Here is a 23,284-nt window from a genome sequence, read left to right as displayed (position 1 = left end):
CTTCATTTGATCCATATGAAGGAAATTCAGTCTTATTATTATAACGAAAAAAGGCAAAATGAATGCGAAAAATAGATTCTGTAGACGATCTGGATCAGTTCGATCGACGCATTCTTGAGGTCTTGAGCGACGACGGTCGCATTGCCATGACCGAGTTGTCAAAAAAAGTCGGCCTGTCAAAGACACCATGTCAGGCACGTGTCAAACGGCTGGTCGATGAAGGCTATATTATCGGGTTTCGCGCAGCCATTGATCCCGAAAAACTTGGCCTTGATCATATTGCTTTCACGACGGTCAAACTATCGGACACACGCGAGAGCGCACTTACCGCCTTCAATGTTGCCGTGCGCAAAATACGTGAAGTTGAAGAATGCCACATGATTGCAAGTTCTTTCGACTATCTGCTGAAAGTGCGAACGCCCAACATCCGGCGTTACCGCGAGGTGCTGGGCGAAAAGATTTCCAGCCTGCCGAATGTGGCAAGCACGTCCACTTTTGTGGTTATGGAGTCGGTCAAAGACAATCGCCCGGTTAGAGTCTATCCGGGCGCATTGTAAAACAATACTTTTTTCACGATCTGATTTTTTCAATAAAAATGGCGGGCAATGCCCGCCATTTTCCGTGCAGCACGAAAGCCTTAGTTCAGACCAAGCGTCCCGCGCAAGGTCGAAAGGTCTTCTGCAAGCGTGGTAATGGCGCCAGCCATAACTTTGCGATCTTCCTCAGTCAGCTTGTCGTATAATTCGTAGCCATCGCCCTTCTTGTATTTCGCAAGAATGTCGTTGACAGTTTTGAAGTTTGCGTCCGACTTTTTCAAAAGCTCAGGATTTTCTTTTTCGATCAACGGACGGAACAGTTCAACGATTTTCTGGGAACCATCAACATTGGCCTGGAAATCCCAGATGTCCGTATGGCTATAACGGTCTTCTTCACCTGAAATCTTGGTTGCAGCGACTTCTTCCATCAAAGCTGCGGCGCCACCGACAACCTTTTCAGGAGGGAAAGTCATGTCCTTGATGCGCTTCTGAAGCTCAACAACATCTGCGTAGAGCTTATCCGCGATTGGCGCCAAGCCTTCGGTTGAGTTTTGCGCGAACAAGCCATATTCCAGACGATGGAAACCGGTAAAATCGTCCGACTTTTCCGCATCTTCATGATCATCAGCGCGGCTGTCAATCGACGCATCGAGATCAGCAAAGAGTTCCGCAATCGGCTCGATCTTTTCATAGGAAACGCGCGAGGATGGATAAAGCTCTTTCGCCTTTGCAAGATCGCCAGCCTTGATTGCGTCGGTGAAAGCCTTTGTGTCCTTCACGAGCACATCAAGATTATCCTGAACATAAATCTTATAGTCAGCGATTGGCTGAACGAGATCGAGTGGGGAAACTTCGGCCTTTGCAGCACCAAAGCTGAGAGACAGAGCGACGACACAAGCCGACGCGAGCAATGGCAGACGATATTTCATATTTACCTCTCCGTGGTGATAAGACCTTCACCCGCGCGCATTCTGCGGCCCACTCGCCTGCAGGAGTGCGCGTGCGTAAAAGTCATCCTGATTTTTCACGCCGGGTAGCGTGAAGAAATAACCGCCGCCGATCGGCTTGATATACTCTTCCAGAGGCTCGCCATCGAGGCGCTTCTGAACAGTGATAAAGCCCTTTTCCAAATCGGCCTGATAAGCAATGAACAGTAGCCCCATATCGAGCTGACCGGACTTCGTGACACCATTGGAATAGTTGAACGGACGACGCAAAATAAGATGTTGTTCGGCATTGGCATCGCGTGGATTGGCCAGCCGAATATGCGCATCCATCGGCGTAACCTTGCCCTCTGGGTCTTTTGAATAATTAGGCACATCAGCTTCGGTTTTACCATCAAACGGTGCACCGCTATCTTTTTCGCGCCCGAAAATAGTCTGTTGCTCCTGCAACGGGGTGCGATCCCAGCGCTCGACAAAGTTACGAATGATACGCACCGCCATATAGCTGCCATTTGCTGCCCATTCCGGCTCACCTTTATCGGGTTGTATCCAGACAATGCGATCCATAAGCGTTTTGTCAGCGGCATCGGGATTGGCAGAACCATCGCGGAAACCGAGGAAATTGCGCGCGCTTTCCTTGGCTTTTGGAGAATGCGGCGGCTGCACAGGAACAGAGCCTTCCTGTTTCCAGCGGACCATCAGAAGATCAGGCATGTTCTTCATGATATCGCGCAGCGCATGGATGTTGGTGTCTGCGGTGTTCGAGCAGAACTGGATTACCAGATCGCCATGGCAGAGATCTTTTTGCAAGGCGTCATTGGGAAAGCCCGTCATGCGCTGCAAGTGCTTTGGCTTGAACGGCTTCAGCCCAAAACGATCATCAAAGAGCGAATTCCCCAAGCCCACGGTGATCGTGAGGTTATCTGGTGTAACCGTTGGCCCGAGAATGCCGGAATCAACAGGCGGGAATTTCGGATCAAGCACTGGTGGCTTGCCCCCCTTCATGAGAAAGGCTGCGCGCTCTGTTAAAAGCTTGAACATGCGTTCAAGGTCTGCGCGGTCACGCGCCAGAACATCGAACGAGGCGACAAGACCAGTTGCTGGACGCGGCGTCACAATGCCGGGCTGATGCATACCATAAAACGGCTGGCTCTCCTGCAACTTGTCGCTTTCAGGCGCGTTGGTTACGCTCTCTGAAGAAAGTGAATTGTTGGAAGAGCGTGCATGAGCCACTTGCGATGCAAGCACGCTTGCAACCCCCGTAGCACCGGCACCGAGTAAAATTGCACGGCGTTCTGGCGATGCTACGCTGTCTTTTTTAACATTCTCGTTCTTGAAAAATTTCTTGGACATTAATCCACTCCAAGTTGATCGCGGAGTTTTGAAAACTGGTCGGCGAGAGCCATCGCGCCGTCCTTGATTTTCGCCTTCTCATCACTGGAAAGCGTGTTATATGCCTTGCCATTCTGAGCGCTAAGCAGCGCCTTCACGACAGACACCTGAGCATCAATCCCTTCAAATGCCTTGTGATCGACTTTGACGACGATCGGACGCAACACGTCCGCTGTCTTGGCGGCGCCTTCAACAAGGCCTGCAAATACCTGCAAATCTGTATGTGCGTAACGATCATCGCCTGCATCCGCAGCGGTGGACGCAAAGCGATTGAGCGCCGATGACGTGCCCGCCAGCATTCGGTCAGGCGAAATACGCAACGCACGAATGCGATCCTTCAGGCCAGCCGCGTCTTCTACCAATTTATTGGCAACGGGCTGCAAACCTTCCAGCGATTTTTGTTCAAACAGTCCATATTCGATACGATGCAGGCCACCAAAGGCAGGGTCCTGCTCACGCTTTTCAAAGAAATCAGCACGCGCATTGATTGCTGTATCAAGATCAGAGAAAGCTTCTGAAACTGGAGCGATACGTGCGTAAGCCTCGCGTGCTGGTGCATAAGCGGCCTGTGCAGCTTCGATATTGCCGTTAGAAATGGCATCGGAAAGCGTTGCAACGGCCTTCTGGAATTCGACAACTTCGGTTGCAAGATAAATCTGATACTCAGCCAGTGCACCGAGGAATGCCGTCAACGGCAACTTGCCTTTTTCAGCTTCGCTGCTTGCCGATGGCGTTACGATCAGCTTGCCGCGCGGGTTGGAAAGAAGGCCACAAGTAATCTGATATTCGCCCGGCGAAAGCTTCGCTGACAGTGTTTGTTTGAAGCCCGGCGCGATATTCTCCCGCTCTTCGAGCACCATGACACCATCAAGAATTTCCCACTCAACCGAGCGGTCCGACTTGTTGACGATTTCAAAAACCGTGCGCCCTGCAGGAACTGTCAACTCATTTGGATCGCAGCTTTTCGCATTGACCACGATCTGCACTTTGCCATCGCCATCTGCATGGCGCGATTTATCTGAAACGCGCGAGGCGTAATAGAAAGCAGCACCCGCCGCCAACACCAGAACAATGGCCAGCACCAGCACCACGCGCGCAAGGTTGCGCGAGAATGGTGCAGTAGATTTCGGGCTTTTCGGCTGGGTCATAAAAAATCTCTTCGATTAAGCTGCGTTCTTGGCGGCAGCACTTTGTGCAGGTGCGGAAGGCGGCATCAGGAAAATTATGAGCGCAGGCACAAGGAACCCGACATAGGCAACCACTTCGCTGATCGTCGGTGTCGCGATATAGCCAAAGATACCGGCCAGAACCGAGCCAAGGGTGCTATCAAGTGGCAGGATTTCGCTCATATCGAATACGACCGTCTGGAAGTGGTTCCAGATGCCGGCTTCATGAAGCGCCATGACGGAGTTAGCCAGAATGCCCGCTGCAATGACCAGGATGAAAACACCGGTCCAGCGGAAAAAGCGCCGCAAATTGAGTTTGAGGCCACCACGGTAAATGCCGTAGCCAACAAACGCTGCCAGAACCACACCCAACAGCGCACCAAGCGGCGCAGCGCCGCCTTCGCTCTGCTGGAATGCAGCAAGCAGAAAGAAGACCGATTCAAGCCCTTCGCGCGCCACAGCAAAAAATACCATCAGAATAAGACCGAAGCCCTTATGTGTCGGCGTTTCAAAAGCTGCATCGATAGAATGATGCAGCTCAGCCTTGATGGAACGGGCAGCCTTGCGCATCCAGAAAACCATGGAAGTCAGCACGAAAACAGCAATAAGCCCAATGATAGCCTCAAAAAGCTCCTGTGCCTTTTGCGGGAATTCTGCGCTGATAAGCTGGAGAATTGCGCCGACAGCCAGCGATAAAGCGATTGCCAGCAGGACACCGATCCAGACAACGGGCATCCATGCGCTGCGCCCTGTCTGATGCAGGTAGCTTGCGATGATACCAACGATCAGCGCTGCTTCCACGCCTTCGCGGAACATAATGAGAAATGGTACGAGCATTCAAATTTATCCAAAAGACAGAGTTGTCAACCTGCCCCTCAATTAACTCTCTTAAAACCGGCAGAAGCCTTCCTTTATTTGTCATCTTTTTATATCCATGCCATCAGCACTGCAAGCAAAATGAACTTGACCTACATAGGAATGTTTTAGAATTATTCTAACCATTTCAAAAGCTTATAGAGTCAACAATAAGAGAATGATCACATTCTGCCTAGTTTGAGGGAGCCTGAATAAGCTCTTGAAAAGACTAAAAACTATGGCTTTTACAGATGCGAAATGATCGATAAAAACGCAGCCAGCGCGCCAGATGACCTCTACACGGCCTCTGTTCATGACTTGAGTGTGATCCGGATTCTTCATTCGCATTGATGCCAATGTGCTTACGATATATCTTGCAGACATGAAGTGCTGAAAATCCTTGCCAGAACTTTTGGGCGCAATTTCTGAGTCGCAACGTACCGGCGACGGAACAGGTGATTGTTTCGATTTGGAGCACTCTCGTGGCAGAAATGGCCACTAATATTGACCAATCATCGCCTAAAAATTGTTGAACAATCAAAAAGTTTCAGAATTTTCCGAAATGGTCAAAAATTTCGTCATTTAGGGCTTGAAGAATAGTGTCAACGGGTCCATATGACAGGTGCTTACCGCTTGCGCCTCCTCCCATTGCGCGCGGTAAGTGTTCCCCTCTGGAGGTTTGCCTTTATGGCACCTTCATAACTTAGCCGGACTTTTTAGTCCGGCTCTTTTTTTGCCTAAATTTCAGTAAGTTAGAACAAAAATAAAAAAGCGCCACGTTCCCGCAGCGCTTTTTATGATCATGCATAATGTTCTTGAAAAATGATTGAATGGGAACAGAGTTCTCATCATCATTCCGGCACTCAAAAGCCATTTCCTGTTCTTTTGCTGATAAACAATTCCAACAGGAAGAACCGGAAATTTTATCTCAAACGGAGCGATAGAGTACCGCTCCGTTCCCTCGCTTAACAAAGTGTTACTAGCCGTAAGACGTAACGGGTGGGCAAGAACAGATAAGATTTCTGTCACCCCCCACATTGTCAACGCGACTGACCGGCGGCCAATATTTTGCTGTCGTGTCAAAGTCGCCACCCAGCGCACTTGCCGGGAACACGGCTTCCTCACGCGTGTAGGGATGTGTCCAATCGGACGCCAGTGTATCGCCTGCCGTGTGCGGTGCGTTGGCTAGTGGATTATCATCCTTCGGCCAGACACCATCGGCAACCTTTTTCGCCTCACCTGCAATGGCAATCATCGCATCGCAAAGACGGTCGATTTCCGACTTTGGCTCAGACTCGGTCGGTTCAATCATCAGCGTTCCGGCAACCGGCCATGACATGGTCGGTGCGTGGAAACCATAGTCGATGAGGCGCTTGGCAACATCTTCCACGGTGACGCCTGCGCTGTCTTTGAGCACGCGCGTATCCACGATGCACTCATGCGCCACACGATCATGCGCGCCAGTATAAAGGATCGGATAAGCGTCCTTCAGGCGATGCGCGATGTAGTTGGCGTTGAGGATTGCAGCCTCGGTTGCCTTCTTGAGACCGTTACCGCCCATCATGCGGATATACATCCACGTAATGACCAGAATGGATGCACTGCCAAACGGTGCTGCGGAAACAGCGTGCTTGGAACCCAGATCAACATGCCCTGGCAGATAAGGCACCAGATGCTTGGCCACGCCAATGGGACCGACACCCGGACCGCCGCCGCCATGTGGAATGCAGAAGGTCTTGTGCAGGTTCATGTGGCAGACGTCTGCGCCAATGTCGCAAGGACGCGCAAGGCCAACGAGTGCATTGAGGTTTGCACCGTCGAAATAGACCTGACCGCCATTGTCATGGACAATCTCGCAGAAAGCCTTGATACCTTCTTCGAACACGCCATAGGTCGACGGATAGGTGATCATGAAGGCCGCGAGATTATCGCGATGCTTCTCAGCCTTGGCTTTCAGATCATCAATGTCGATATCGCCGTCCGGACGGCAATTGACGACCACAACGCTCATGCCAGCCATCGATGCGCTGGCAGGATTGGTGCCATGTGCAGAGGATGGAATAAGGCAGATGTTGCGATGACCTTCGCCGCGTGCCTGGTGATAGTGGCGGATTGCGAGAAGACCCGCATATTCGCCCTGACTGCCAGCATTTGGTTGTAGCGATACGCCTGCAAAGCCGGTGACTTCGCAAAGCCATGCTTCGACATCCGAGGTCATCTTGGCATAGCCGGTCGTCTGCGCGGCAGGTGCGAACGGATGCAGATTGGCAACCGTGTTCCAGCTCACCGGCATCATTTCTGCTGCCGCATTGAGCTTCATGGTGCAGGAGCCAAGCGGGATCATCGCACGATCAAGCGCCAGATCCTTATCGGCCAGACGACGCAGGAAGCGCATCATCTCGGTTTCGGAGCGGTGCGAATGGAACACGTCCTGTGTCAGGAAGCCTTCACCACGTCCTTTGCCGGGAACCAGCAGATCGTCGTTGCCAACTGGCTTTGCACCAAACAAAATGGCGAGTGCTGCAAGATCGTCTTCGGTCGAGGTTTCATCAAAGGTCACACCAACCGTATCCGCATCGATGATGCGGATCAGACGACCACCTTTATCGGCTTCTGCGGCAAAGTTTGCGGCTTTGCCCGGAACTTTGATCGTAACCGTGTCGAACAGGCTGTCGCCTGCAATTTCGACACCCGCAGCCTTGAGGCCCGTTGCAAAACGCGATGCAAAAGTAGCAACGCGCGTTGCAATGGCTTGAAGACCTGTCGGGCCGTGCCAGATAGCAAAGGCTGCTGCCATATTGGCGAGCAGCGCCTGCGCGGTGCAGATGTTGGAAGTCGCCTTGTCGCGGCGGATATGCTGCTCGCGGGTCTGGAGTGCCAGACGATAAGCGGCACGGCCATGCGCATCGACCGACTGGCCGACAATACGGCCCGGAATGATACGCGTCAGCGGCTCGGATACTGCGAGATACGCAGCATGTGGACCACCAAAGCCCATTGGAACGCCAAAGCGCTGCATGGAGCCGACAGCCATGTCAGCGCCCCACTTGGCAGGGGCTTCCAGAATGGTCAGCGCCAGCGGATCAGCAACAGCGATGACAAGAGCGCCCTTGGCCTTGGCATCGGCAATGACAGCAGTGAAGTCGCCATAAACACCGCGCGTATCCGGCCATGGGATGACGACCGCAGCGGTGTTATCATCGACAACACTTCCGGCTTCAACCTGCCAGCCAAGTGGCTCCGCGCGGGTGTTGATCACATCAACGCTCTGCGGATGCAGATCGCCTGCAAGCAGAACCCGCTCACGCTTGTCGCGATGATGACGAATGGCAACGCCCACAGCTTCAGCAATGGCTGTCGCTTCATCCAAGAGCGAAGCGCAGGCAACCGGAAGACCGGTTAACTCGGCAACAAGCGTCTGAAAGTGAAACAGAAGCTCCAGACGGCCCTGGCTGATTTCCGACTGATAAGGCGTGTAAGCCGTGTACCAGGCTGGATTTTCAAACAGGTTGCGCTGAATGACAGGTGGTGTCTGCACACCATGATAGCCCGCACCGATGAAGCTTTTCTTCACCACATTGCGGCCCATGATTTCATTAAGCTCCGCAAGGGCTGCGTGTTCGCTCAAAGCTGCCGGCAGATCAAGCGCACGGTTCAGGCGGATGGATGCCGGAACAGCCTGCGTAATCAGTGTTTCCATGGAAGGAAGGCCGAGCGCTGCAAGCATTGCACGCTCGTCTTCCACACGTGGCCCGATATGACGGGCAACAAAGGGTAGAACAGTTACCGTCATTTTTTTATCCTACGAGTTTGTCATAACCGGCCTTGTCGAGAAGCCCCGAAAGCTGGCCTTCATCGGAAAGCTTAAGTTTGAACAGCCAGCCATCGCCTTCTGCAGCTTGATTAACGAGAGCCGGGTCACTTGAAACGGCTTCGTTCACTTCAACGACTTCACCATCGACCGGTGCATAGACGTCGGAAGCGGCCTTGACCGATTCAACAACGACGATGCTCTCGCCCTTGGAAACAGTGCGACCGATTTCCGGCAGATCGACGAATACGAGGTCGCCCAGCTGCTCCTGTGCGTGGATCGTGATGCCGACAGTGGCGACGCCACCCTCGACGCTGATCCACTCATGATCTTCGGTGAACAGGATATTGGCCATGGAAATCATCCTTTGCGATAGCGATGCGGTGTGAAGGGAAGTGCGTGAACATCAACGGGAACCTTGTTACCGCGGACATCAGCAAAAATGCGGGTACCAGGCACTGCGAGGCTTGCCTCGACATAACCCATGGCAACCGGAAAACCTACGGATGGGCCGAAGCCACCCGATGTAACAGTGCCGATCTGAAAACCGGATTCGTCAAAAAGTTCTGCACCAGCACGAACAGGCTGACGGCCTTCCGGCTTAAGGCCAACGCGCTTGGCGGTTGCACCCTTGGCAATCGCGTCAAGCACGGCTTTGGCGCCATGGAAGGCAGCCTTTTCACGCACAGGCTTGCTAATCGCCCATGTAAGACCAGCCGAAACGGGATCGGTTTCTGGGGTAATATCCTGACCATGCAGGCAAAGGCCGGCTTCAAGACGCAAACTGTCGCGAGCGGCAAGGCCAATCCATTCGACGCGTTCGTCAGCCAGAAGCTTGGTTGCAAGCGCACGCGCCTCATCGGCAGGCAAGCCAATTTCAAAACCGTCTTCGCCGGTATAGCCCGAACGGGTCATGAACCAGTTAGGATTGGGTTCAAAGCCATTCATAAAGCCAAGCTCGGCACCTTTTAGACCGGCATCCGTAATGACACTTTCGGCTTCCGGCCCCTGAATGGCCAGAAAAACGCGATCCAGCGGATTGACCGTTACATCCTTGCCAGATGCCGCTTCATTGAGGTGTTCAATATCAGCGCTCGCATTGCCGGCATTGGCAACAACCATGAACCGGTCCTCACCCAGACGCGTGACAATAAGATCGTCAAGAACGCCGCCCTTTTCATTGAGGAAGAACGTATATTTCGATTGGCCGGTTTTCAGAACCAATGGATCAAGCGGACAGGTTTGCGCAATAAGCGCAATTGCGTCTGCGCCCGAAACTTCAATCAGCTTCATATGAGAAATATCGAAAAGGCCGACATGCTCACGCGTGTGAAGATGTTCCTTCATAACGCCAAGCGGATAAGTGATCGGCATATTCCAGCCAGCAAAACCGCCAAAGCGTGCGCCAGCTTCCTCATGCAGATCCTGCAAAGGCAGGGTATTCAAGTGTGCGGTATCGCCCATAACAACTCCAGAGTCGCACGTATGCCTCCGCGAAATGCGGTTGCTTCGTGCCCCTCTGTCTCAAGCCTGAGAGACTCGCATAGCTATAAAGCTACACTTACACCTTCGGCGCAGGGTTTCCCCCGACTTTCCAGAGTTGCCTTACCCGCCTGCGGTTCCTTGTACCTGAGAGATTTCGGGCGATTTCCCCTTCGGTGGCCAACTTGCATCAGCTCTCTCCCGCAGACAAACAGTGACAGAACGATCTCGTAAAACACAACGCTCCATCACACGACATGATTGACTTATCTCAATCCGCTTTGGGAGTCATGCAGAATTGTTGCCTTCAACCGACAAATTCCCGGATTTTTGCGACAAAAATCTGCACGCACCCGTTATGCAAAAGAACTTTCTAAGTAGGAGCGAGACGAGCATGGACCGACCTATCCATTAACACCTTAGAAAGGATTATGTCGGTGGAGCGCCTTAAAATCAGTGATTTGGTCATGTGGTGAGATGATTGTGATTATAAAATGACCAAGTCGCGCAAAATCCATGCAATCGACAGGCTAAATTGCACAGCAGCTATGCAAATCTGGCTCTGCAACTTTCGAAGCGAGCAGCCTATATGCTGTGGGCAACAAAGAGATTTGATTTTTGACTAGGTGAGAGAAATGAACCTGATCCGCTCGTACAACAACTGGCGCCGTTACCGTAACACTGTAAACGAACTGAGCCGCCTGAGCCCACGCGAACTGAACGACCTCGGCATTATGCCTTCGGAAATTCCATTCGTTGCACGTAAGGCTGCTGCTCGCTAAGAGCGCGCCATCAAAAGGCTTAAGCCTAATAAGAACCGCGACACTTAAAACCACGCGGTTCTAAAGTTTTCAGAGTTTTCACCGGGGTGTTCCCTCCTCCCATTTTCCTCGGTGATCTCAAGACCGGACCTCCTCCTCCCATTCCGGTCTTACCCTAAATGACACCTGCCGCTCCTCCCGCGGCGGGTGTTATTTTTTGTTCAAATGAGCCGCAAACAAGCAGATTATTTGGCAGCCACGACCTCGATTTCAACCTTGAATTCTTCGCGCGTAAAGCCGGAAACAATCATCAGTGTCGAGGCTGGTGCAGGCTGCGGAAACAGACGGTCCCGCACATCCATATAGGCACGCATATAAGCGCGATCCGTCACATAAGCATTGATGCGCACGACATTGGAAAATTCCATACCGCCATCGCGCAGGATACGGCGGATATTTTCAAAGCAAAGTTCTGCCTGTGCACCTGCATCTTCCGGCACGGAACCATCCGGCGCAATGCCAAGCTGGCCAGAGCAGAATACCAGCTCTGCCCCTGCATTTACTTTCACACCATGGCTATAAGCAGCAAAAGGTGCGGCCATATCGGCTGGCAGCAGATGTTTCAAAACAGTCATTCTATATCCTTAAGTCTTTGGCGCTGCTGCGAGCAATTCTTTGAGCCGTGCAGCGCCCGCTGCAATATCGTCTTCAGTGGGGTTGATACCCGCTGCAAGAAGCCGCCGGGCGATCATGTGATCCGCCGGACGGTTGATGGAATCGACCGCAATCAGCTTGTCGCCCGCGAAATGAAATACCGAGAACGCATTATCTTCGAGGTTGCCCAACACAATATGACGGTCGGCATCGAATGACAGGCCAGCGGTCTGTAACTTCATGTCACCCTGATCCGACCAGAACCATGCCACATCACGAAAAGGGGTGCCGCGACCAACAATCGAGCGTGCAACATGCTTGGCTTGATCGGTCGCATTCTGCACTGATTCCAGTCGAACGCGACGACCTGCATGGAAATGATCATAGCTCACGCAGTCGCCAATCGCATAAACATGCTCACTCGACGCACGCATATGCTCATCCACCACAATGCCATTATCGACAACAAGTCCGGTGTCGCGTGCAAGCTCGACATTTGGAACAGCACCCGTACCCAGCACCACCATATCAGCCGGGAAAAGCGTACCATTGGCTGCTTTTACACCTGTCACGCGGCCGTCTTTGCCTTCAATGGCCTCAACACCCACACCTGTCAGAAGCGTAATATCCGCAGCACGGCTGCGTGTTTCAACATGCGATGAAATATGTGTGGCAACCGAACGCCCCAGTACGCGAGGAGCGGCTTCAATCAAGACCGTCTTCTTGCCAAGAGCGACTGCGCTATGCGCCATTTCAAGGCCGATAAAGCCGCCACCGATAATCACCACATTTTCAACACGTGGCATCATCTGGGCAATGCGGCGCGCATCCTCCAAACGGCGTAGCGTGACAACACCACTCAGATCAACGCCCGGCATATCAGGAATGCGGGCGCGCGCACCGGTCGCAAAAACCAGCTCCGACCAATTGAGCACCTCGCCGTCATCAAGCGTGACAGTCTTATCCGTCAAAGACACATGCTCAACGCTGCGCCCAAAAAGCATTTCAATATTATTATCGCGATAAGCGCTCTCTGGGCGCAGCACCAAAATCCCGCTTTCAGGTGCTTTCAGATAAGACTTGGAAAGCGGCGGCTTGTGATAGGGGATGTCCTGCTCATCATTGATCAGGACAATTTCGCCCGCATAGCCTTCCTGTCTCAGACTGATTGCAGCCTGCGAACCTGCATGGCCCGCACCAATAATAATGCATCTGTTGTCCATCGGACCTCCGGGGATTTTCCGCGTATCATAATCATGTGGCGGGCTGTCGCGTGGCGAAATCGTCACGGATTCACACCTTAATTGCATGCATCGCTATTTTTTTAAACATTTAGTTTGACCGATCGGTCAGATTGTTTAGTAAAAAGCTTTACCGCCTCCCAAGAATGCAGGAGCCACCACCTTGAAAAGATATTGGTCTGAGTACACGAGCGAAGCGTTTTCCCGCCTCGAGCGTGAGAAGATCGTGGCGGTTCTGCCCGTCGGCGCAATTGAACAGCACGGGCCTCATCTGCCACTGGCGGTGGATGCAGCGATTGTGGACGGCATGGTCAAAGAAACCATTGCCCGCCTGCCCAATGAGAGCCACGCGCTTTTTCTGCCAACGCAGGCCATCGGCAAAAGCAATGAGCACAGCCTTTACCCCGGCACGCTGACATTCTCGGCAGAGACTCTCATTCGCATGTGGTGTGAAATTGGCGCCTGCGTTGCCGCAAGCGGCGTTCGCAAAATGGCACTGCTCAACAGCCATGGCGGCCAGATCACCGTCATGGACATTGTGGCGCGCGAATTGCGTATCAAACACAATATGATGGTGTTCAGCGTCAACTGGTTTGGCCTCGGAATGCCGGAAGGCGTTTACAGCGAGCACGATCTCAAGCACGGCATTCATGCCGGTGACATGGAAACCTCGGTCATGCTCGAATTACACCCCGATCTGGTGGACATGTCGAAGGCACAGAATTTCCGCACACTGACCGAAACACTCGCTTCTGATTACAAGCATCTGTCACTCGGCGGTGGAGCGAAGCCCGCTTGGCAGATACAGGACATCAATCCTTACGGCGCCGCTGGCGATGCTACGCTCGCATCTGCCGAAAAAGGTCGTAAGACCATCGACTTTGCTGCCGAGCGGCTCGTCGAAGTTCTGGCCGAGATTGAACGAGCGCCGCTCTCGTGGCTTGATAACCAACCTGCTTGGTAAGGACGATGAGCGTGGCCCCCAACTCGCAAACACCATCTTCCCTGATTGATATAAACGGCGTTTATAAGCAATATGGCACGGGCGTCATTGCGGTCAGCGATATGTCGCTCAAGATTGAACAAGGTCAATTCGTAAGCTTCCTCGGCCCATCGGGCTGCGGCAAGAGCACAGCGCTGCGCATGATCGCGGGCCTTGAATCCATTTCGGCAGGCGACATTCGTGTCAATGGCCACGCACCGGGCAAAGGCCCCATTGGTGCGCAGGACATCGGCTTTGTGTTTCAGGAACCGACGCTCATGCCGTGGGCCAGCGTTTTCAACAATGTTTATTTGCCGCTGCGTCTTTCCGGCATGTCGCGCAAAGATGCCACGCCGCGCGTCGAAGAAGTGCTCACACAGGTGGGGCTGTCCCGCTTTGCCGATGCCTATCCGCGTGAGCTTTCGGGCGGCATGAAAATGCGCGTTTCCATTGCCCGTGCACTGGTCACACGTCCGCGCCTTTTGTTGATGGATGAGCCTTTTGCGGCACTTGATGAAATGACGCGCTTCAAGCTCAACAATGATGTTTTGCGGCTCTGGCAAGAACACGGCCTGACCGTGATCTTTGTCACGCACAGCGTTTATGAGTCTGTCTATCTCTCAAACCGCGTCATCGTCATGGCTGCACGCCCCGGACGCGTGGTTGCGGATATTGCGATTGAAGGCAGCTATCCTCGCGCTGAAAATTTCCGCACCACGGAAGCTTATGCAACAGATTGCGCCCGCGTTTCCGATGCACTCACCGCAACGCTTTCGTCGCAAGACATTGACCACTGAGGACAGGGAAATGCAAAACCAAACACCTGTTCTGAACTCTGAGCAACAACGCCTCGCCCGTCGTGAGCGCAATCTGCGCATCATCATGCCAACGCTTGCGATCATCATCGCACTTGGCATCTGGGAAGGACTGGTGCGCTATTACAATGTGCCGCATTACCTGATCCCTGCTCCGTCGCTCATCGGCGAGACGCTGATCAAAGACGGGCCATCGCTGATGAACTCCATGTGGTTTACAGTTAAGCTCACGCTGATTTCGCTGCTCTGCGCGATTGTCGGCGGCGTTCTGCTCGGCATGATCTTCGCACTGTCGCGACCAATCGAAATGGCTTTCTTTCCATTTGCCGTCATTCTTCAGGTAACGCCGGTGATTGCCATTGCACCGCTGATCCTGATCTATGTGCGCGATACGTTTTCAGCCCTGCTGATCTGCGCGTGGATCGTGGCCTTCTTCCCGATCCTGTCAAACACAGTCATCGGCCTGCGTAGCGCGGATCATAATCTGCGTGATCTATTCAAGCTTTATCGCGCCTCACCGTGGCAGCGACTGCGCTATCTGCTTGCGCCAAGCGCCCTGCCTTATTTTATGGCGGCGCTCAAGATCGCCGGTGGCCTTTCGCTTATCGGTGCTGTGGTGGCTGAATTTGTTGCAGGCAGCGCCGGACAAAGCACGGGCCTCGCGTCACGCATTCTGGAATCGAGCTTCCGCAATGAAATTCCGCGCATGTTTGCTGCACTTTTCCTCGTCTCACTACTTGGTATTGTGATTTTCCTGATAACAAGTTGGCTGTCGCGCCTTGTGCTGGGACGCTGGCACGAAAGCGAGATTCGACGTGAACGTTAAAAGCGGGGAAACTGATATGCTCAAAGGCGTCGCAATTGCTGGAAGCAGCGGTTACTACGACATCGCAATCGATGGCGGGCGCATTGCATCGCTAACGCCTTCGCAAGCAACAGGCGGCGGCTTTATCACACCACTCTTCGCTGATGTGCATGTGCATCTCGACAAGACATTCACCATTGGCCGCATTGCCGAGCGCGGCAGCGCCAAAGTCGAATGTCTGTTCGATGCCATTGATCTGATGAATATCGACCGCGAGAACTGGAATGCCGAAGACATTCGCGCACGCGCCACACGCGGTCTTGAAGCAGCCTATGCGCAAGGCGTTGGCGCGATGCGAACCCATATTGACTGGACAACGCCAGATGTGCCGACCGCGTGGCCAGTGCTGAACGAGTTGCGTCAGGAATGGAAAGACCGCATCGATCTGGAGCTTGCAGCGCTTATCCATGGCGATATTGTGCTTGAAGCAGGTCCAGCAATTGCCGATCGGATGGCAAAAGATGGCGGCGTGCTTGGTGCTTTCTTCTATCGCAATGCTGATCTTGATGCCAAAATCGAAGAAATGTTTCGGTTGGCCGTCCGGCATGATCTCAAGCTCGACTTTCACGTCGATGAAGGGCTTGAATTGGAAGCGGATGGCTTTTCGCTCATTGCCGCTGCAACCAAGCGTTACAAGATGGCGGGCCGCGTTCTTTGCGGTCATGCCTGTTCGCTTTCGCTGCGTTCGCCGGAAGAACTAAGCCGCATTCTTAATGCTGCCGCGGATGCGGGAACTGCACTTGTATCTCTGCCGACATCCAATCTCTATCTGCAAGACAGGCTTGGCGGAAAGTCGCCACGTCTTCGCGGTGTAGCACCGCTGAAAGAAGCGCGTCATGCGGGCATGGACGCCATGCTTGGCTCCGACAATGTGCGTGACGCTTTCTATCCCTATGGCGATTACGATCCGCTTTCGGTTCTGCGTCTGGCAGCACCGGTCTGCCACCTTGAGCCGGATGAATGGCTCGACAGCATCACCACCCTGCCCGCCCGCTTCATCGGAAGCGACCGCGTTCAAGAGCTGTTTGAGGGTGGGCGCGCCAATTTCATCTGGCATGACGCCACAGACATTAATGATCTCATCAGCCGTCCGCAGGCGCGTCGCGTCGTCTGGCGCGATGGTATAAAAATTTAATCGGAGAACCCCATGAATTCTGCCGCACCACAGCGCATCTATGACTGGGCAGCGTTTCGCGCCGAAATCGAAGGCATCCGCATTTATGACGACCCCAAGCAGGTCGAACTGCGGTCCCGCGATTATTTCTGGTATAGCCCGATCCTGACGGAAGATATCGGCCATTATTTGGGCGACCTCGTCGTCATCCCGAAAGATCAGGATGAAGTGCGCCGCGTGGCGGGCGCAGCAGCCAAACTTCGCATTCCAATCACCGTTCGCGGCGGCGGCACCGGCAATTACGGCCAGTGCGTTCCGCTTGAAGGCGGCGTCATTCTCGATATGACCAAGATCGACCGCATCATCGCAATCGAACCCGGCAAGGTTCGCGTTGAAGGTGGCGCACGTATTTCACGCCTCGACGATGCCGTGCGTGAAACGGGACAGGAACTGTTGATGTATCCCTCGACCCGGCGCATTGCCACCATTGGCGGCTTTTTCTCAGGCGGATCGGGTGGAATCGGCTCCTTGCGTCACGGCATGTTACGCGATGACGGCAACGTCTTTTCTGTGAAGGTTCTCACCGTTGAACCGGAGCCGAAAATTATCGAGCTTACAGGCCGCGACATCCATAAGGTGCAGCACGCCTATGGCACCAACGGTATCATTCTTGAACTTGAAATCGGACTCACTAAAGCGACCGAATGGGTGCATACTGCTGCATTATTCGATACTTATGAGGCAACGCTGAAATTCTGCCTTAAAGCGCTCGAAGACAATCTCGACTGTTATCTGCTGACAACGGTCGATCGTCGATTTGCACGTTTCTACACCAAGTTTGGTGATCTTTTCCCGTCCGACAAGGATGCAGTTTTTGCAATGATCGCGCCGGAAGAAGTGGCGCGTTTCGAACGGCTGGCCACAGAGTTTGGCGGTAAAGTTTCCTTCTCGATGACACTGGATGAGTTGCACAAGGCGGGTTTACAGCCTGCTTACGAATGCGGCTGGAACCACACCACTCTTCAGGCGCTGAAGGCTGAGCCGGGCTGGACCTATTTGCAGGTGGCCTATCCACGGCCGTTCGACGTCGATGTGGTGACACGCCAGATCGAACGCTACGGCGACACTCAATATATGCATCATGAAATGGCGCGCCTGGAAGGCGAAGTGCAGATTTTCGCCCTGCCGCTTGTGCGCTTTGAAGGCCGTGATGAAATGTACCGCCTGATCGATGAACTCGAACAGGTTGACGGCTGCGATATTTACGATCCTCACGCCTATACCATCGAAGATGGTGGCATGAAGGAAATCGACAGCGTGCAGATCGAATTCAAGAAGCAGGCGGATCCTTATGGACTGCTTAATCCCGGCAAAACCCGTGGCTGGACCGCCGACATGGCATTGAAGAATTAATCAAGGGGAACCAAAATGAAAAAGACACTCGTTGCAGGACTTGCTGCATTCACCATGGGCCTTTCCGCACAGATGGCCTATGCACTCGACAAGGTGACACTCGGCACCAACTGGCTGGCACAGGCCGGTCACGGCGGCTTCTATCAGGCCGTTGCCGATGGCACCTATGAAAAATATGGCCTCGATGTACAGATCGAAATGGGCGGACCACAGGTCAACAATCGCCCAATGCTGGCCGCTGGGCGTCTCGACTTTCTGCTGACGGGCAATCTGCTTTTGTCGTTCAACAATGTTGCCAATGGCGTGCCTACCACTGTTGTGGCTGCTTTCTATCAGAAAGACCCGCAGGCACTGATGGCACATGAAGGCGAATACAAAGATTTTAAAGACCTCGCCAATGCGGAAACGATCCTGATCTCCAAAGACGGCCAGTTCTCGTTCTGGCCATGGCTGGTCAAGGAATTCGGCTTCAAGGATGAGCAACTCCGTCCTTATGGCTACAGCCTTGCGCAGTTCCTTGGCGACAAGAAAACCGTACAGCAGGCCTATGCTACAGCCGAACCGATCTATGCCGAAAAAGAAGGCGCGAAGGTCACAACCTTCCTGCTGGCTGATCAGGGTTTTAACACCTACGCGAACACCATTGAAACGCGCCAGCAGCTGATCGAAGAAAACCCGGAACTGGTGCAGCGCTTTGTGACAGCCTCAATCGAAGGCTGGAACAACTTTCTCTATGGCGACAACAGCAAGGCCTATGAGCTGATCCTCAAAGACAACGCGGATATGAGCAGGGAAACGCTGGATGCGGAGCTTGCACGCCTTAAAGAATTGCAGCTTATCGACAGCGGTGACACGCTGGAAAAAGGTATCGGCGCCATCGATATGAACCGCGTCAAGGCGTTTTACGAGCTGGCGCGCAAGTCTGGCATCGTCAGCGGCGATGAGCTGGATATGACCAAGGTTGCAACCGATGCCTTTGTTAACAAAGGTGCAGGTCTCGACATCAAGAAGCAACTGGGCCAATAAGTGCCTGTAATTAAGATAGCGGCTGGCACGTATGACAATAGATGACCAGAATGATGAGAACGAACTGACCGGACGAGACAAGGTTCTCGACCGCAGGCGTCGCATTCAGGGTGCTATTCGCACAGCCGCTATCGATGAATTTGCTGAAAAAGGGCTGGTCGGCGCATCAACGCAGGGCATCGCCCAGCGTGCTGGCCTGACCAAGCCGCAGCTTCATTATTACATTTCAAGCAAGGAAGAGCTTTACGAAGATATTCTTATCTTCATCCTTGATGAGTGGGAGGATATTTTCTTAGGCGTCAGCAGCGAAGAAGACCCGGCAGAGGTCATCCGGCAATATATTCGCGCAAAACTTAAATACAGCCAAAAAAATCCAAAGGCCTCCCGCCTCTTCACGACCGAAATCGCCAATGGCGCACCGTTCCTGAGCCGTCATTGGAAAAAACACGTCTCTGCAACCCACAATGCGGTTAAGCTCATTCAGTCGTGGGTTGATGATGGACGCATCAAGCCGGTGGATCCGCTATTGTTTCAGATGCATATCTGGGCGGTTACCCAACATTATGCAGATTTTGAAGCACAGGTCCGCAGTATGATGTCGTTGAGTAAAGACGAGCCTCTGGACCTCGATCGCATCGAAAAGGAAGTCTCGACGCTGTTTTTGCGCGCCTGCGGGCTGGAATAAACTCGGCTCCAAATGAAAAGGAGCAGGCTCCTCCCCAAGAACCTGCTCCCGAATGCATCGCCCCCCGCCAAAGGTGGTCGATGCTAAAAGTATATCTTCCAAGGCAAAGCCTCTCAAAGCCAGACGAAGATATATAATACTGGACAACTTTAACGCACGTTTGCGCTGATATGCAACCTCATTCTTGTTATAAATTTGTCTAATTTGAAGTTCCTTTGCAAAGCCATAAACAAAGAAAAGCCCGGCATAAACCGGGCTTATCGATTATCTGGGCTGCTTATTCAGCAAGCCATTCCTTGATCCGATCAGGATGCTCGGCAATATATTTGTCGACAGCCTTTTCATAAGATGTTTCCTGCGCTTCAAACATTGCCGTTTCAAGCTCACTGATCGGAATGCTCATCTTGGTAAGGAAAGCGGCCGCTTTGGGGTTATCTTCCTTGAAGCCTTTGCGGGCAATCGCATCGACATGCTCCGCACCACCCAATGCACCTTCAGGATCAGCAATATAACGCAGCTTATATTTGCCGAACATCCAATGTGGGCTCCATGACGTTGCGACAAACCAGCCATCCGAACGTGTCGCACGATCAACCGTCGTCAGCATCGCGGCTTCACTGGAAATATTGAGCTTGTAATCAAGGCCATATTTCTTGATTGCCTCTTCAGACAGACGGGTAAGGCCAGCACCCGGATCAATGCCTTGAATCTCGCCCTTCAGCTTCTCGCGAACTTCTGGCTTTTTAAGGTCTTCGATTGAGCTGATTTCGCTTTCAGGAATGTAATCCGGAACGATCCAGCCAAGCTTCGCACCTTCGTAAAGCGGTCCGAGATTTTCAACCTTGTCTTCCACACGCTTGTAATAATCGGCATGCGTTTCCGGCAGCCACGCCATCATCATGGCGTCAATATCACCGCGGCTTACGCCCTGATAAAGCGGTGCAACATCGGTCTGGACCAGTTCAACCTTCTGGCCAAGATTGTCCTGAATAATCTTTGCAGCAAGCTTCGTTACAAATTCTGCATCAGACCATGGGGCCCAACCAATTTTTACGGTTTTGCTATCCTGCGCGAAAGCTGCTCCGGCAGTCATGCTGCCTGCAACAACGGCTGCGAGGCCAATTTTGGTCAGTTTACCGAACATAGTTTCTCCTTTGGATTGAATCTGTTCCCGATTTTTATTCATGCTTCCTGCTTGCGGAACGATGACGAGGATGGCTCTTCGCTGGTCTTTTTCATAAAGGACAGCTTTTTGAAGAACCCCAGCACGCCGCCGGAATTTCCTTTGCCAAAGCTTTGCGTTATGCGGTCAAGAATGACGGCAAGAATGACCACTGCAAGGCCGCCTTCAAAGCCCTTGCCGACATCAAGACGCTGGATGCCCGTCAGAACCGTATTACCAAGACCGCCAGCCCCGATCATCGATGCGATAACCACCATCGAAAGCGACAACATGATTGTCTGGTTCATACCGGCCATGATGGACGGCATGGCGTTGGGGAGTTGAACCTTGAAGAGCAGCTGCTGTGATGTGCAACCAAATGCGAGACCCGCTTCGACAAATTCGGCATCAACCTGGCGGATACCGAGATTGGTCAAACGCACCACCGGCGGCATTGCAAAGATGACCGTCGCAATTGTACCCGGAACAGCGCCAAGGCCAAAAAACATTGCAGCCGGAATAAGATAGACAAATGCTGGCATGGTCTGCATCAGATCAAGTACCGGACGAATAACGGATGCGACCGTGTCGTTGCGCGCCATGGCAATGCCAAGCGGAATACCAATGACCACCGCGATAATCGTTGAGGCCAGCACGAGCGACAGGCTTTCCATGGTGCCAATCCACAGCCCCATATGAATGATGAGTGCAAGTGCCAACACCGTGAAAACTGCAAATTTCCAGCCAACGCGCCACAACGCGAGCAGAGCGAGAATAGCAATACCGGCATAGGGTGGAATTGCCAGAAGTGCGTTTTGAATACCGTCGGTTACAAAGCCGATGGTGGCCGCGATCATATTGAGCGCGGGCGTAAAATGATCGAGGATATAATTGACGATTGTATCCGCCCATCCGCCGATACTGAAATTCAAATCCATGGTTTACCGTCCATTTCAGATCGAGTTACCTATGGCCGGGCAAATGCCCGAAAACCTGAGATCGTGTGGGGCGCAATTCAACCCGTGCGGCCCAGCGTCTCAAGCAATGCCGATTTACTGATAGCGCCGAGATAGCGATTGTGCCGATCGGTGACAGGCACCGGCCACGGGCTTTCAGCCACGCGCATCAAAAGCCCTGAAAGCGGCGCGTCCGCTGGTATCGCTACAGCAGCGTCCGGATGTTCACCATCAGCCTTGACACCGCCATTGAGAAGCGCATCGCGTGTGACCACACCGCGATAAATGCGATCCGCATCAAGAAGCACGCCATATGACTTGCCGCTTGCATCCAGCTTTTCCAATGCCGAAGACAATTGTGCAGGATCGAAGACAATCAATTCGTCTTCACGCGCCACATCGGCAGCTTTGAACACCCGCGAAACATCAACGTTGCGGAAAAATGAACGCACATAATCATTGGCAGGCGCCGAAACGATTTCGTTTGGCGTTCCGACCTGGACGACCTTACCATGTTGCATGATGCAAATACGGTCGCCAATACGCATGGCTTCATCAATATCATGGCTGACGAAAATGATCGTGCGGCTGTTTTCAGCCTGAAGACGCTTCAATTCATCCTGCATTTCCGTACGAATAAGCGGATCTAGCGCGGAGAAAGCTTCGTCCATCAATAGAATTGTCGGCTCACTCGCCAAAGCACGGGCCAGACCAACACGCTGCTTCATGCCACCTGAAAGCTGATCCGGCATCGAATGCGCGTAAGGCTCAAGACCGACCGCTGCCAGCGCTTTCAATGCATTTTCATGCCGTTCGGCCTCGCCCATTCCCGCAACTTCAAGTCCGAATGAAGCGTTGTTTAATACGGTTCGATTGGGAAGCAGGGCAAAAGACTGAAAAACCATGCTCATGTCGCGTCGACGAAGATCAATCAGCTCGCGCTTCGACATTTTGACAATGTCACGGCCATCAACTTCAATGGAACCGTCTGTGGGTTCGATAAGCCGGTTTAGCAGGCGTAACAGCGTCGATTTACCTGAACCTGAAAGGCCCATGATGACGAATACTTCGCCTTCTTTAATATCGAAACTCGCGTTGTCTACGCCGATTGTAGCACCATGATCACTGTGTATCTGGGCTTTTGATTTACCTGCGCGCAATTCCTGCATTGCGCGCTCCGGATCGTCGCCGAAGACTTTAAACACGCCATTCAAGCTTATCTTTGTCTTAGCAGGCGACTTCATACTATCTTCCTTGTATAAAATACCATGCATTATGTTTAACCCCGCTGTGCTGGCGGGTTTAATCTCCTTATTAACATCATTATTTGCTCATTCATGCGCGAATTTGACATGCGCAACTTGCAGGCAGTGAGCAGCCCACAATGAATGATTAGCGTTTGGTGTGTTCTATTTATATAGGCC

21 protein-coding genes and 1 riboswitch are annotated in these 23,284 nt (G+C 52.7%); of the genes, 9 read left to right on the top strand and 12 right to left on the bottom strand.

What is annotated here, in order from left to right:
* Window positions 1-62: 62 nt before the first annotated feature.
* Complete coding sequence (locus ABE530_RS05520) at window positions 63-557, top strand: Lrp/AsnC family transcriptional regulator (RefSeq protein ID WP_265984313.1); 495 nt, start codon at window positions 63-65, stop codon at window positions 555-557.
* Between the two features lie 80 nt (window positions 558-637).
* Here the strand turns inward: ABE530_RS05520 and efeO (ABE530_RS05515) are convergent, their stop codons facing one another.
* From efeO (ABE530_RS05515) to gcvT, 7 genes are all read right to left on the bottom strand, one after another.
* Window positions 638-1,465 carry an iron uptake system protein EfeO gene (gene efeO / locus ABE530_RS05515; RefSeq protein ID WP_265984326.1) on the bottom strand — a complete coding sequence of 276 codons (828 nt, stop codon included), beginning with the start codon at window positions 1,463-1,465 and terminating at the stop codon, window positions 638-640.
* A 27-nt stretch (window positions 1,466-1,492) separates the two neighbouring features.
* Complete coding sequence (efeB, locus tag ABE530_RS05510; RefSeq protein WP_499693875.1) at window positions 1,493-2,833, bottom strand: iron uptake transporter deferrochelatase/peroxidase subunit; 1,341 nt, start codon at window positions 2,831-2,833, stop codon at window positions 1,493-1,495.
* Window positions 2,833-4,020, bottom strand: a complete 1,188-nt coding sequence (efeO, locus tag ABE530_RS05505; RefSeq protein WP_499693874.1) for an iron uptake system protein EfeO — start codon at window positions 4,018-4,020, stop codon at window positions 2,833-2,835. Before efeO (ABE530_RS05505) ends, efeB begins: the two co-directional genes overlap by 1 nt.
* 15 nt (window positions 4,021-4,035) lie before the next feature.
* Window positions 4,036-4,875, bottom strand: coding sequence for an iron uptake transporter permease EfeU (gene efeU / locus ABE530_RS05500; protein ID WP_499693873.1), 840 nt, complete (start codon window positions 4,873-4,875; stop codon window positions 4,036-4,038).
* Between the two features lie 997 nt (window positions 4,876-5,872).
* Window positions 5,873-8,686, bottom strand: coding sequence for an aminomethyl-transferring glycine dehydrogenase (gene gcvP / locus ABE530_RS05495; RefSeq protein WP_499693872.1), 2,814 nt, complete (start codon window positions 8,684-8,686; stop codon window positions 5,873-5,875).
* 4 nt (window positions 8,687-8,690) lie between these two features.
* Entirely contained in the window at window positions 8,691-9,059 is a 369-nt protein-coding gene (gene gcvH, locus ABE530_RS05490; RefSeq protein ID WP_265984333.1) for a glycine cleavage system protein GcvH, read from the bottom strand.
* Window positions 9,060-9,064: 5 nt separating this feature from the next.
* A complete protein-coding gene (gene gcvT / locus ABE530_RS05485) occupies window positions 9,065-10,168 on the bottom strand; it encodes a glycine cleavage system aminomethyltransferase GcvT (RefSeq protein WP_499693871.1) in 1,104 nt (367 codons plus the stop codon).
* Window positions 10,169-10,310: 142 nt separating this feature from the next.
* Window positions 10,311-10,400, bottom strand: a riboswitch (glycine riboswitch).
* A 421-nt stretch (window positions 10,401-10,821) separates the two neighbouring features.
* Between gcvT and ABE530_RS05480 the strand changes: the two genes are divergently transcribed.
* Complete coding sequence (locus ABE530_RS05480; RefSeq protein ID WP_084486680.1) at window positions 10,822-10,968, top strand: DUF1127 domain-containing protein; 147 nt, start codon at window positions 10,822-10,824, stop codon at window positions 10,966-10,968.
* Between the two features lie 224 nt (window positions 10,969-11,192).
* Here ABE530_RS05480 and ABE530_RS05475 read toward each other — a convergent pair whose 3' ends face one another.
* Both ABE530_RS05475 and ABE530_RS05470 read right to left on the bottom strand, forming a co-directional pair.
* Complete coding sequence (locus ABE530_RS05475; RefSeq protein WP_265984340.1) at window positions 11,193-11,582, bottom strand: RidA family protein; 390 nt, start codon at window positions 11,580-11,582, stop codon at window positions 11,193-11,195.
* Between the two features lie 9 nt (window positions 11,583-11,591).
* Window positions 11,592-12,824 carry an NAD(P)/FAD-dependent oxidoreductase gene (locus ABE530_RS05470; protein WP_499693911.1) on the bottom strand — a complete coding sequence of 411 codons (1,233 nt, stop codon included), beginning with the start codon at window positions 12,822-12,824 and terminating at the stop codon, window positions 11,592-11,594.
* A gap of 181 nt (window positions 12,825-13,005) precedes the next feature.
* On the opposite strand from ABE530_RS05470, the gene ABE530_RS05465 reads away from it, so the two are divergent.
* Genes ABE530_RS05465 through ABE530_RS05435 form a run of 7 tightly spaced genes read left to right on the top strand, consistent with a single transcriptional unit; the run spans window position 13,006 to window position 19,742 of the window.
* Window positions 13,006-13,806, top strand: coding sequence for a creatininase family protein (locus tag ABE530_RS05465; protein WP_499693870.1), 801 nt, complete (start codon window positions 13,006-13,008; stop codon window positions 13,804-13,806).
* Between the two features lie 5 nt (window positions 13,807-13,811).
* Window positions 13,812-14,621: an ABC transporter ATP-binding protein gene (locus ABE530_RS05460; RefSeq protein WP_499693869.1), complete on the top strand. Its 810-nt coding sequence runs from the start codon at window positions 13,812-13,814 to the stop codon at window positions 14,619-14,621.
* Between the two features lie 10 nt (window positions 14,622-14,631).
* Entirely contained in the window at window positions 14,632-15,465 is an 834-nt protein-coding gene (locus ABE530_RS05455; protein WP_499693868.1) for an ABC transporter permease, read from the top strand.
* Window positions 15,466-15,481: 16 nt separating this feature from the next.
* The gene (locus ABE530_RS05450) at window positions 15,482-16,639 is read left to right on the top strand and encodes an amidohydrolase family protein (RefSeq protein WP_499693867.1); all 1,158 of its coding nucleotides are present in this window, start codon (window positions 15,482-15,484) and stop codon (window positions 16,637-16,639) included.
* Window positions 16,640-16,651: 12 nt separating this feature from the next.
* Window positions 16,652-18,031 carry an FAD-binding oxidoreductase gene (locus tag ABE530_RS05445; RefSeq protein ID WP_499693866.1) on the top strand — a complete coding sequence of 460 codons (1,380 nt, stop codon included), beginning with the start codon at window positions 16,652-16,654 and terminating at the stop codon, window positions 18,029-18,031.
* A gap of 15 nt (window positions 18,032-18,046) precedes the next feature.
* Complete coding sequence (locus ABE530_RS05440; RefSeq protein WP_265984353.1) at window positions 18,047-19,057, top strand: ABC transporter substrate-binding protein; 1,011 nt, start codon at window positions 18,047-18,049, stop codon at window positions 19,055-19,057.
* A 31-nt stretch (window positions 19,058-19,088) separates the two neighbouring features.
* Entirely contained in the window at window positions 19,089-19,742 is a 654-nt protein-coding gene (locus ABE530_RS05435; protein ID WP_265984355.1) for a TetR family transcriptional regulator C-terminal domain-containing protein, read from the top strand.
* 277 nt (window positions 19,743-20,019) lie between these two features.
* Here the strand turns inward: ABE530_RS05435 and ABE530_RS05430 are convergent, their stop codons facing one another.
* From ABE530_RS05430 to proV, 3 genes are all read right to left on the bottom strand, one after another.
* Complete coding sequence (locus ABE530_RS05430) at window positions 20,020-20,886, bottom strand: glycine betaine ABC transporter substrate-binding protein (protein WP_265984356.1); 867 nt, start codon at window positions 20,884-20,886, stop codon at window positions 20,020-20,022.
* A gap of 38 nt (window positions 20,887-20,924) precedes the next feature.
* Window positions 20,925-21,842: an ABC transporter permease gene (locus tag ABE530_RS05425; RefSeq protein ID WP_499693865.1), complete on the bottom strand. Its 918-nt coding sequence runs from the start codon at window positions 21,840-21,842 to the stop codon at window positions 20,925-20,927.
* 77 nt (window positions 21,843-21,919) lie between these two features.
* Window positions 21,920-23,104 (bottom strand): glycine betaine/L-proline ABC transporter ATP-binding protein ProV, encoded by a 1,185-nt coding sequence (proV, locus tag ABE530_RS05420; RefSeq protein WP_499693864.1) that lies wholly within the window; start codon window positions 23,102-23,104, stop codon window positions 21,920-21,922.
* Between the last annotated feature and the right edge of the window lie 180 nt (window positions 23,105-23,284).

The organism is Brucella sp. TWI559 (assembly GCF_039674265.1).
Taxonomy (GTDB): Bacteria; Pseudomonadota; Alphaproteobacteria; order Rhizobiales; family Rhizobiaceae; genus Brucella; species Brucella chromiisoli.
The sequence above is the reverse complement of the archived record's forward strand: the minus strand, read 5'-3'. Positions and strand labels throughout refer to the sequence as shown.

What these genes read in the sequence shown, in the direction of transcription:
- ABE530_RS05520 (WP_265984313.1), top strand. Translation starts at nt 63, where the DNA reads ATGCGAAAAATAGATTCTGTAGACGATCTGGATCAGTTCGATCGACGC.
- efeO (WP_265984326.1), bottom strand. Translation starts at nt 1,465, where the DNA reads ATGAAATATCGTCTGCCATTGCTCGCGTCGGCTTGTGTCGTCGCTCTG.
- efeB (WP_499693875.1), bottom strand. Translation starts at nt 2,833, where the DNA reads ATGTCCAAGAAATTTTTCAAGAACGAGAATGTTAAAAAAGACAGCGTA.
- efeO (WP_499693874.1), bottom strand. Translation starts at nt 4,020, where the DNA reads ATGACCCAGCCGAAAAGCCCGAAATCTACTGCACCATTCTCGCGCAAC.
- efeU (WP_499693873.1), bottom strand. Translation starts at nt 4,875, where the DNA reads ATGCTCGTACCATTTCTCATTATGTTCCGCGAAGGCGTGGAAGCAGCG.
- gcvP (WP_499693872.1), bottom strand. Translation starts at nt 8,686, where the DNA reads ATGACGGTAACTGTTCTACCCTTTGTTGCCCGTCATATCGGGCCACGT.
- gcvH (WP_265984333.1), bottom strand. Translation starts at nt 9,059, where the DNA reads ATGGCCAATATCCTGTTCACCGAAGATCATGAGTGGATCAGCGTCGAG.
- gcvT (WP_499693871.1), bottom strand. Translation starts at nt 10,168, where the DNA reads ATGGGCGATACCGCACACTTGAATACCCTGCCTTTGCAGGATCTGCAT.
- ABE530_RS05480 (WP_084486680.1), top strand. Translation starts at nt 10,822, where the DNA reads ATGAACCTGATCCGCTCGTACAACAACTGGCGCCGTTACCGTAACACT.
- ABE530_RS05475 (WP_265984340.1), bottom strand. Translation starts at nt 11,582, where the DNA reads ATGACTGTTTTGAAACATCTGCTGCCAGCCGATATGGCCGCACCTTTT.
- ABE530_RS05470 (WP_499693911.1), bottom strand. Translation starts at nt 12,824, where the DNA reads ATGGACAACAGATGCATTATTATTGGTGCGGGCCATGCAGGTTCGCAG.
- ABE530_RS05460 (WP_499693869.1), top strand. Translation starts at nt 13,812, where the DNA reads ATGAGCGTGGCCCCCAACTCGCAAACACCATCTTCCCTGATTGATATA.
- ABE530_RS05455 (WP_499693868.1), top strand. Translation starts at nt 14,632, where the DNA reads ATGCAAAACCAAACACCTGTTCTGAACTCTGAGCAACAACGCCTCGCC.
- ABE530_RS05450 (WP_499693867.1), top strand. Translation starts at nt 15,482, where the DNA reads ATGCTCAAAGGCGTCGCAATTGCTGGAAGCAGCGGTTACTACGACATC.
- ABE530_RS05445 (WP_499693866.1), top strand. Translation starts at nt 16,652, where the DNA reads ATGAATTCTGCCGCACCACAGCGCATCTATGACTGGGCAGCGTTTCGC.
- ABE530_RS05440 (WP_265984353.1), top strand. Translation starts at nt 18,047, where the DNA reads ATGAAAAAGACACTCGTTGCAGGACTTGCTGCATTCACCATGGGCCTT.
- ABE530_RS05435 (WP_265984355.1), top strand. Translation starts at nt 19,089, where the DNA reads ATGACAATAGATGACCAGAATGATGAGAACGAACTGACCGGACGAGAC.
- ABE530_RS05430 (WP_265984356.1), bottom strand. Translation starts at nt 20,886, where the DNA reads ATGTTCGGTAAACTGACCAAAATTGGCCTCGCAGCCGTTGTTGCAGGC.
- ABE530_RS05425 (WP_499693865.1), bottom strand. Translation starts at nt 21,842, where the DNA reads ATGGATTTGAATTTCAGTATCGGCGGATGGGCGGATACAATCGTCAAT.
- proV (WP_499693864.1), bottom strand. Translation starts at nt 23,104, where the DNA reads ATGAAGTCGCCTGCTAAGACAAAGATAAGCTTGAATGGCGTGTTTAAA.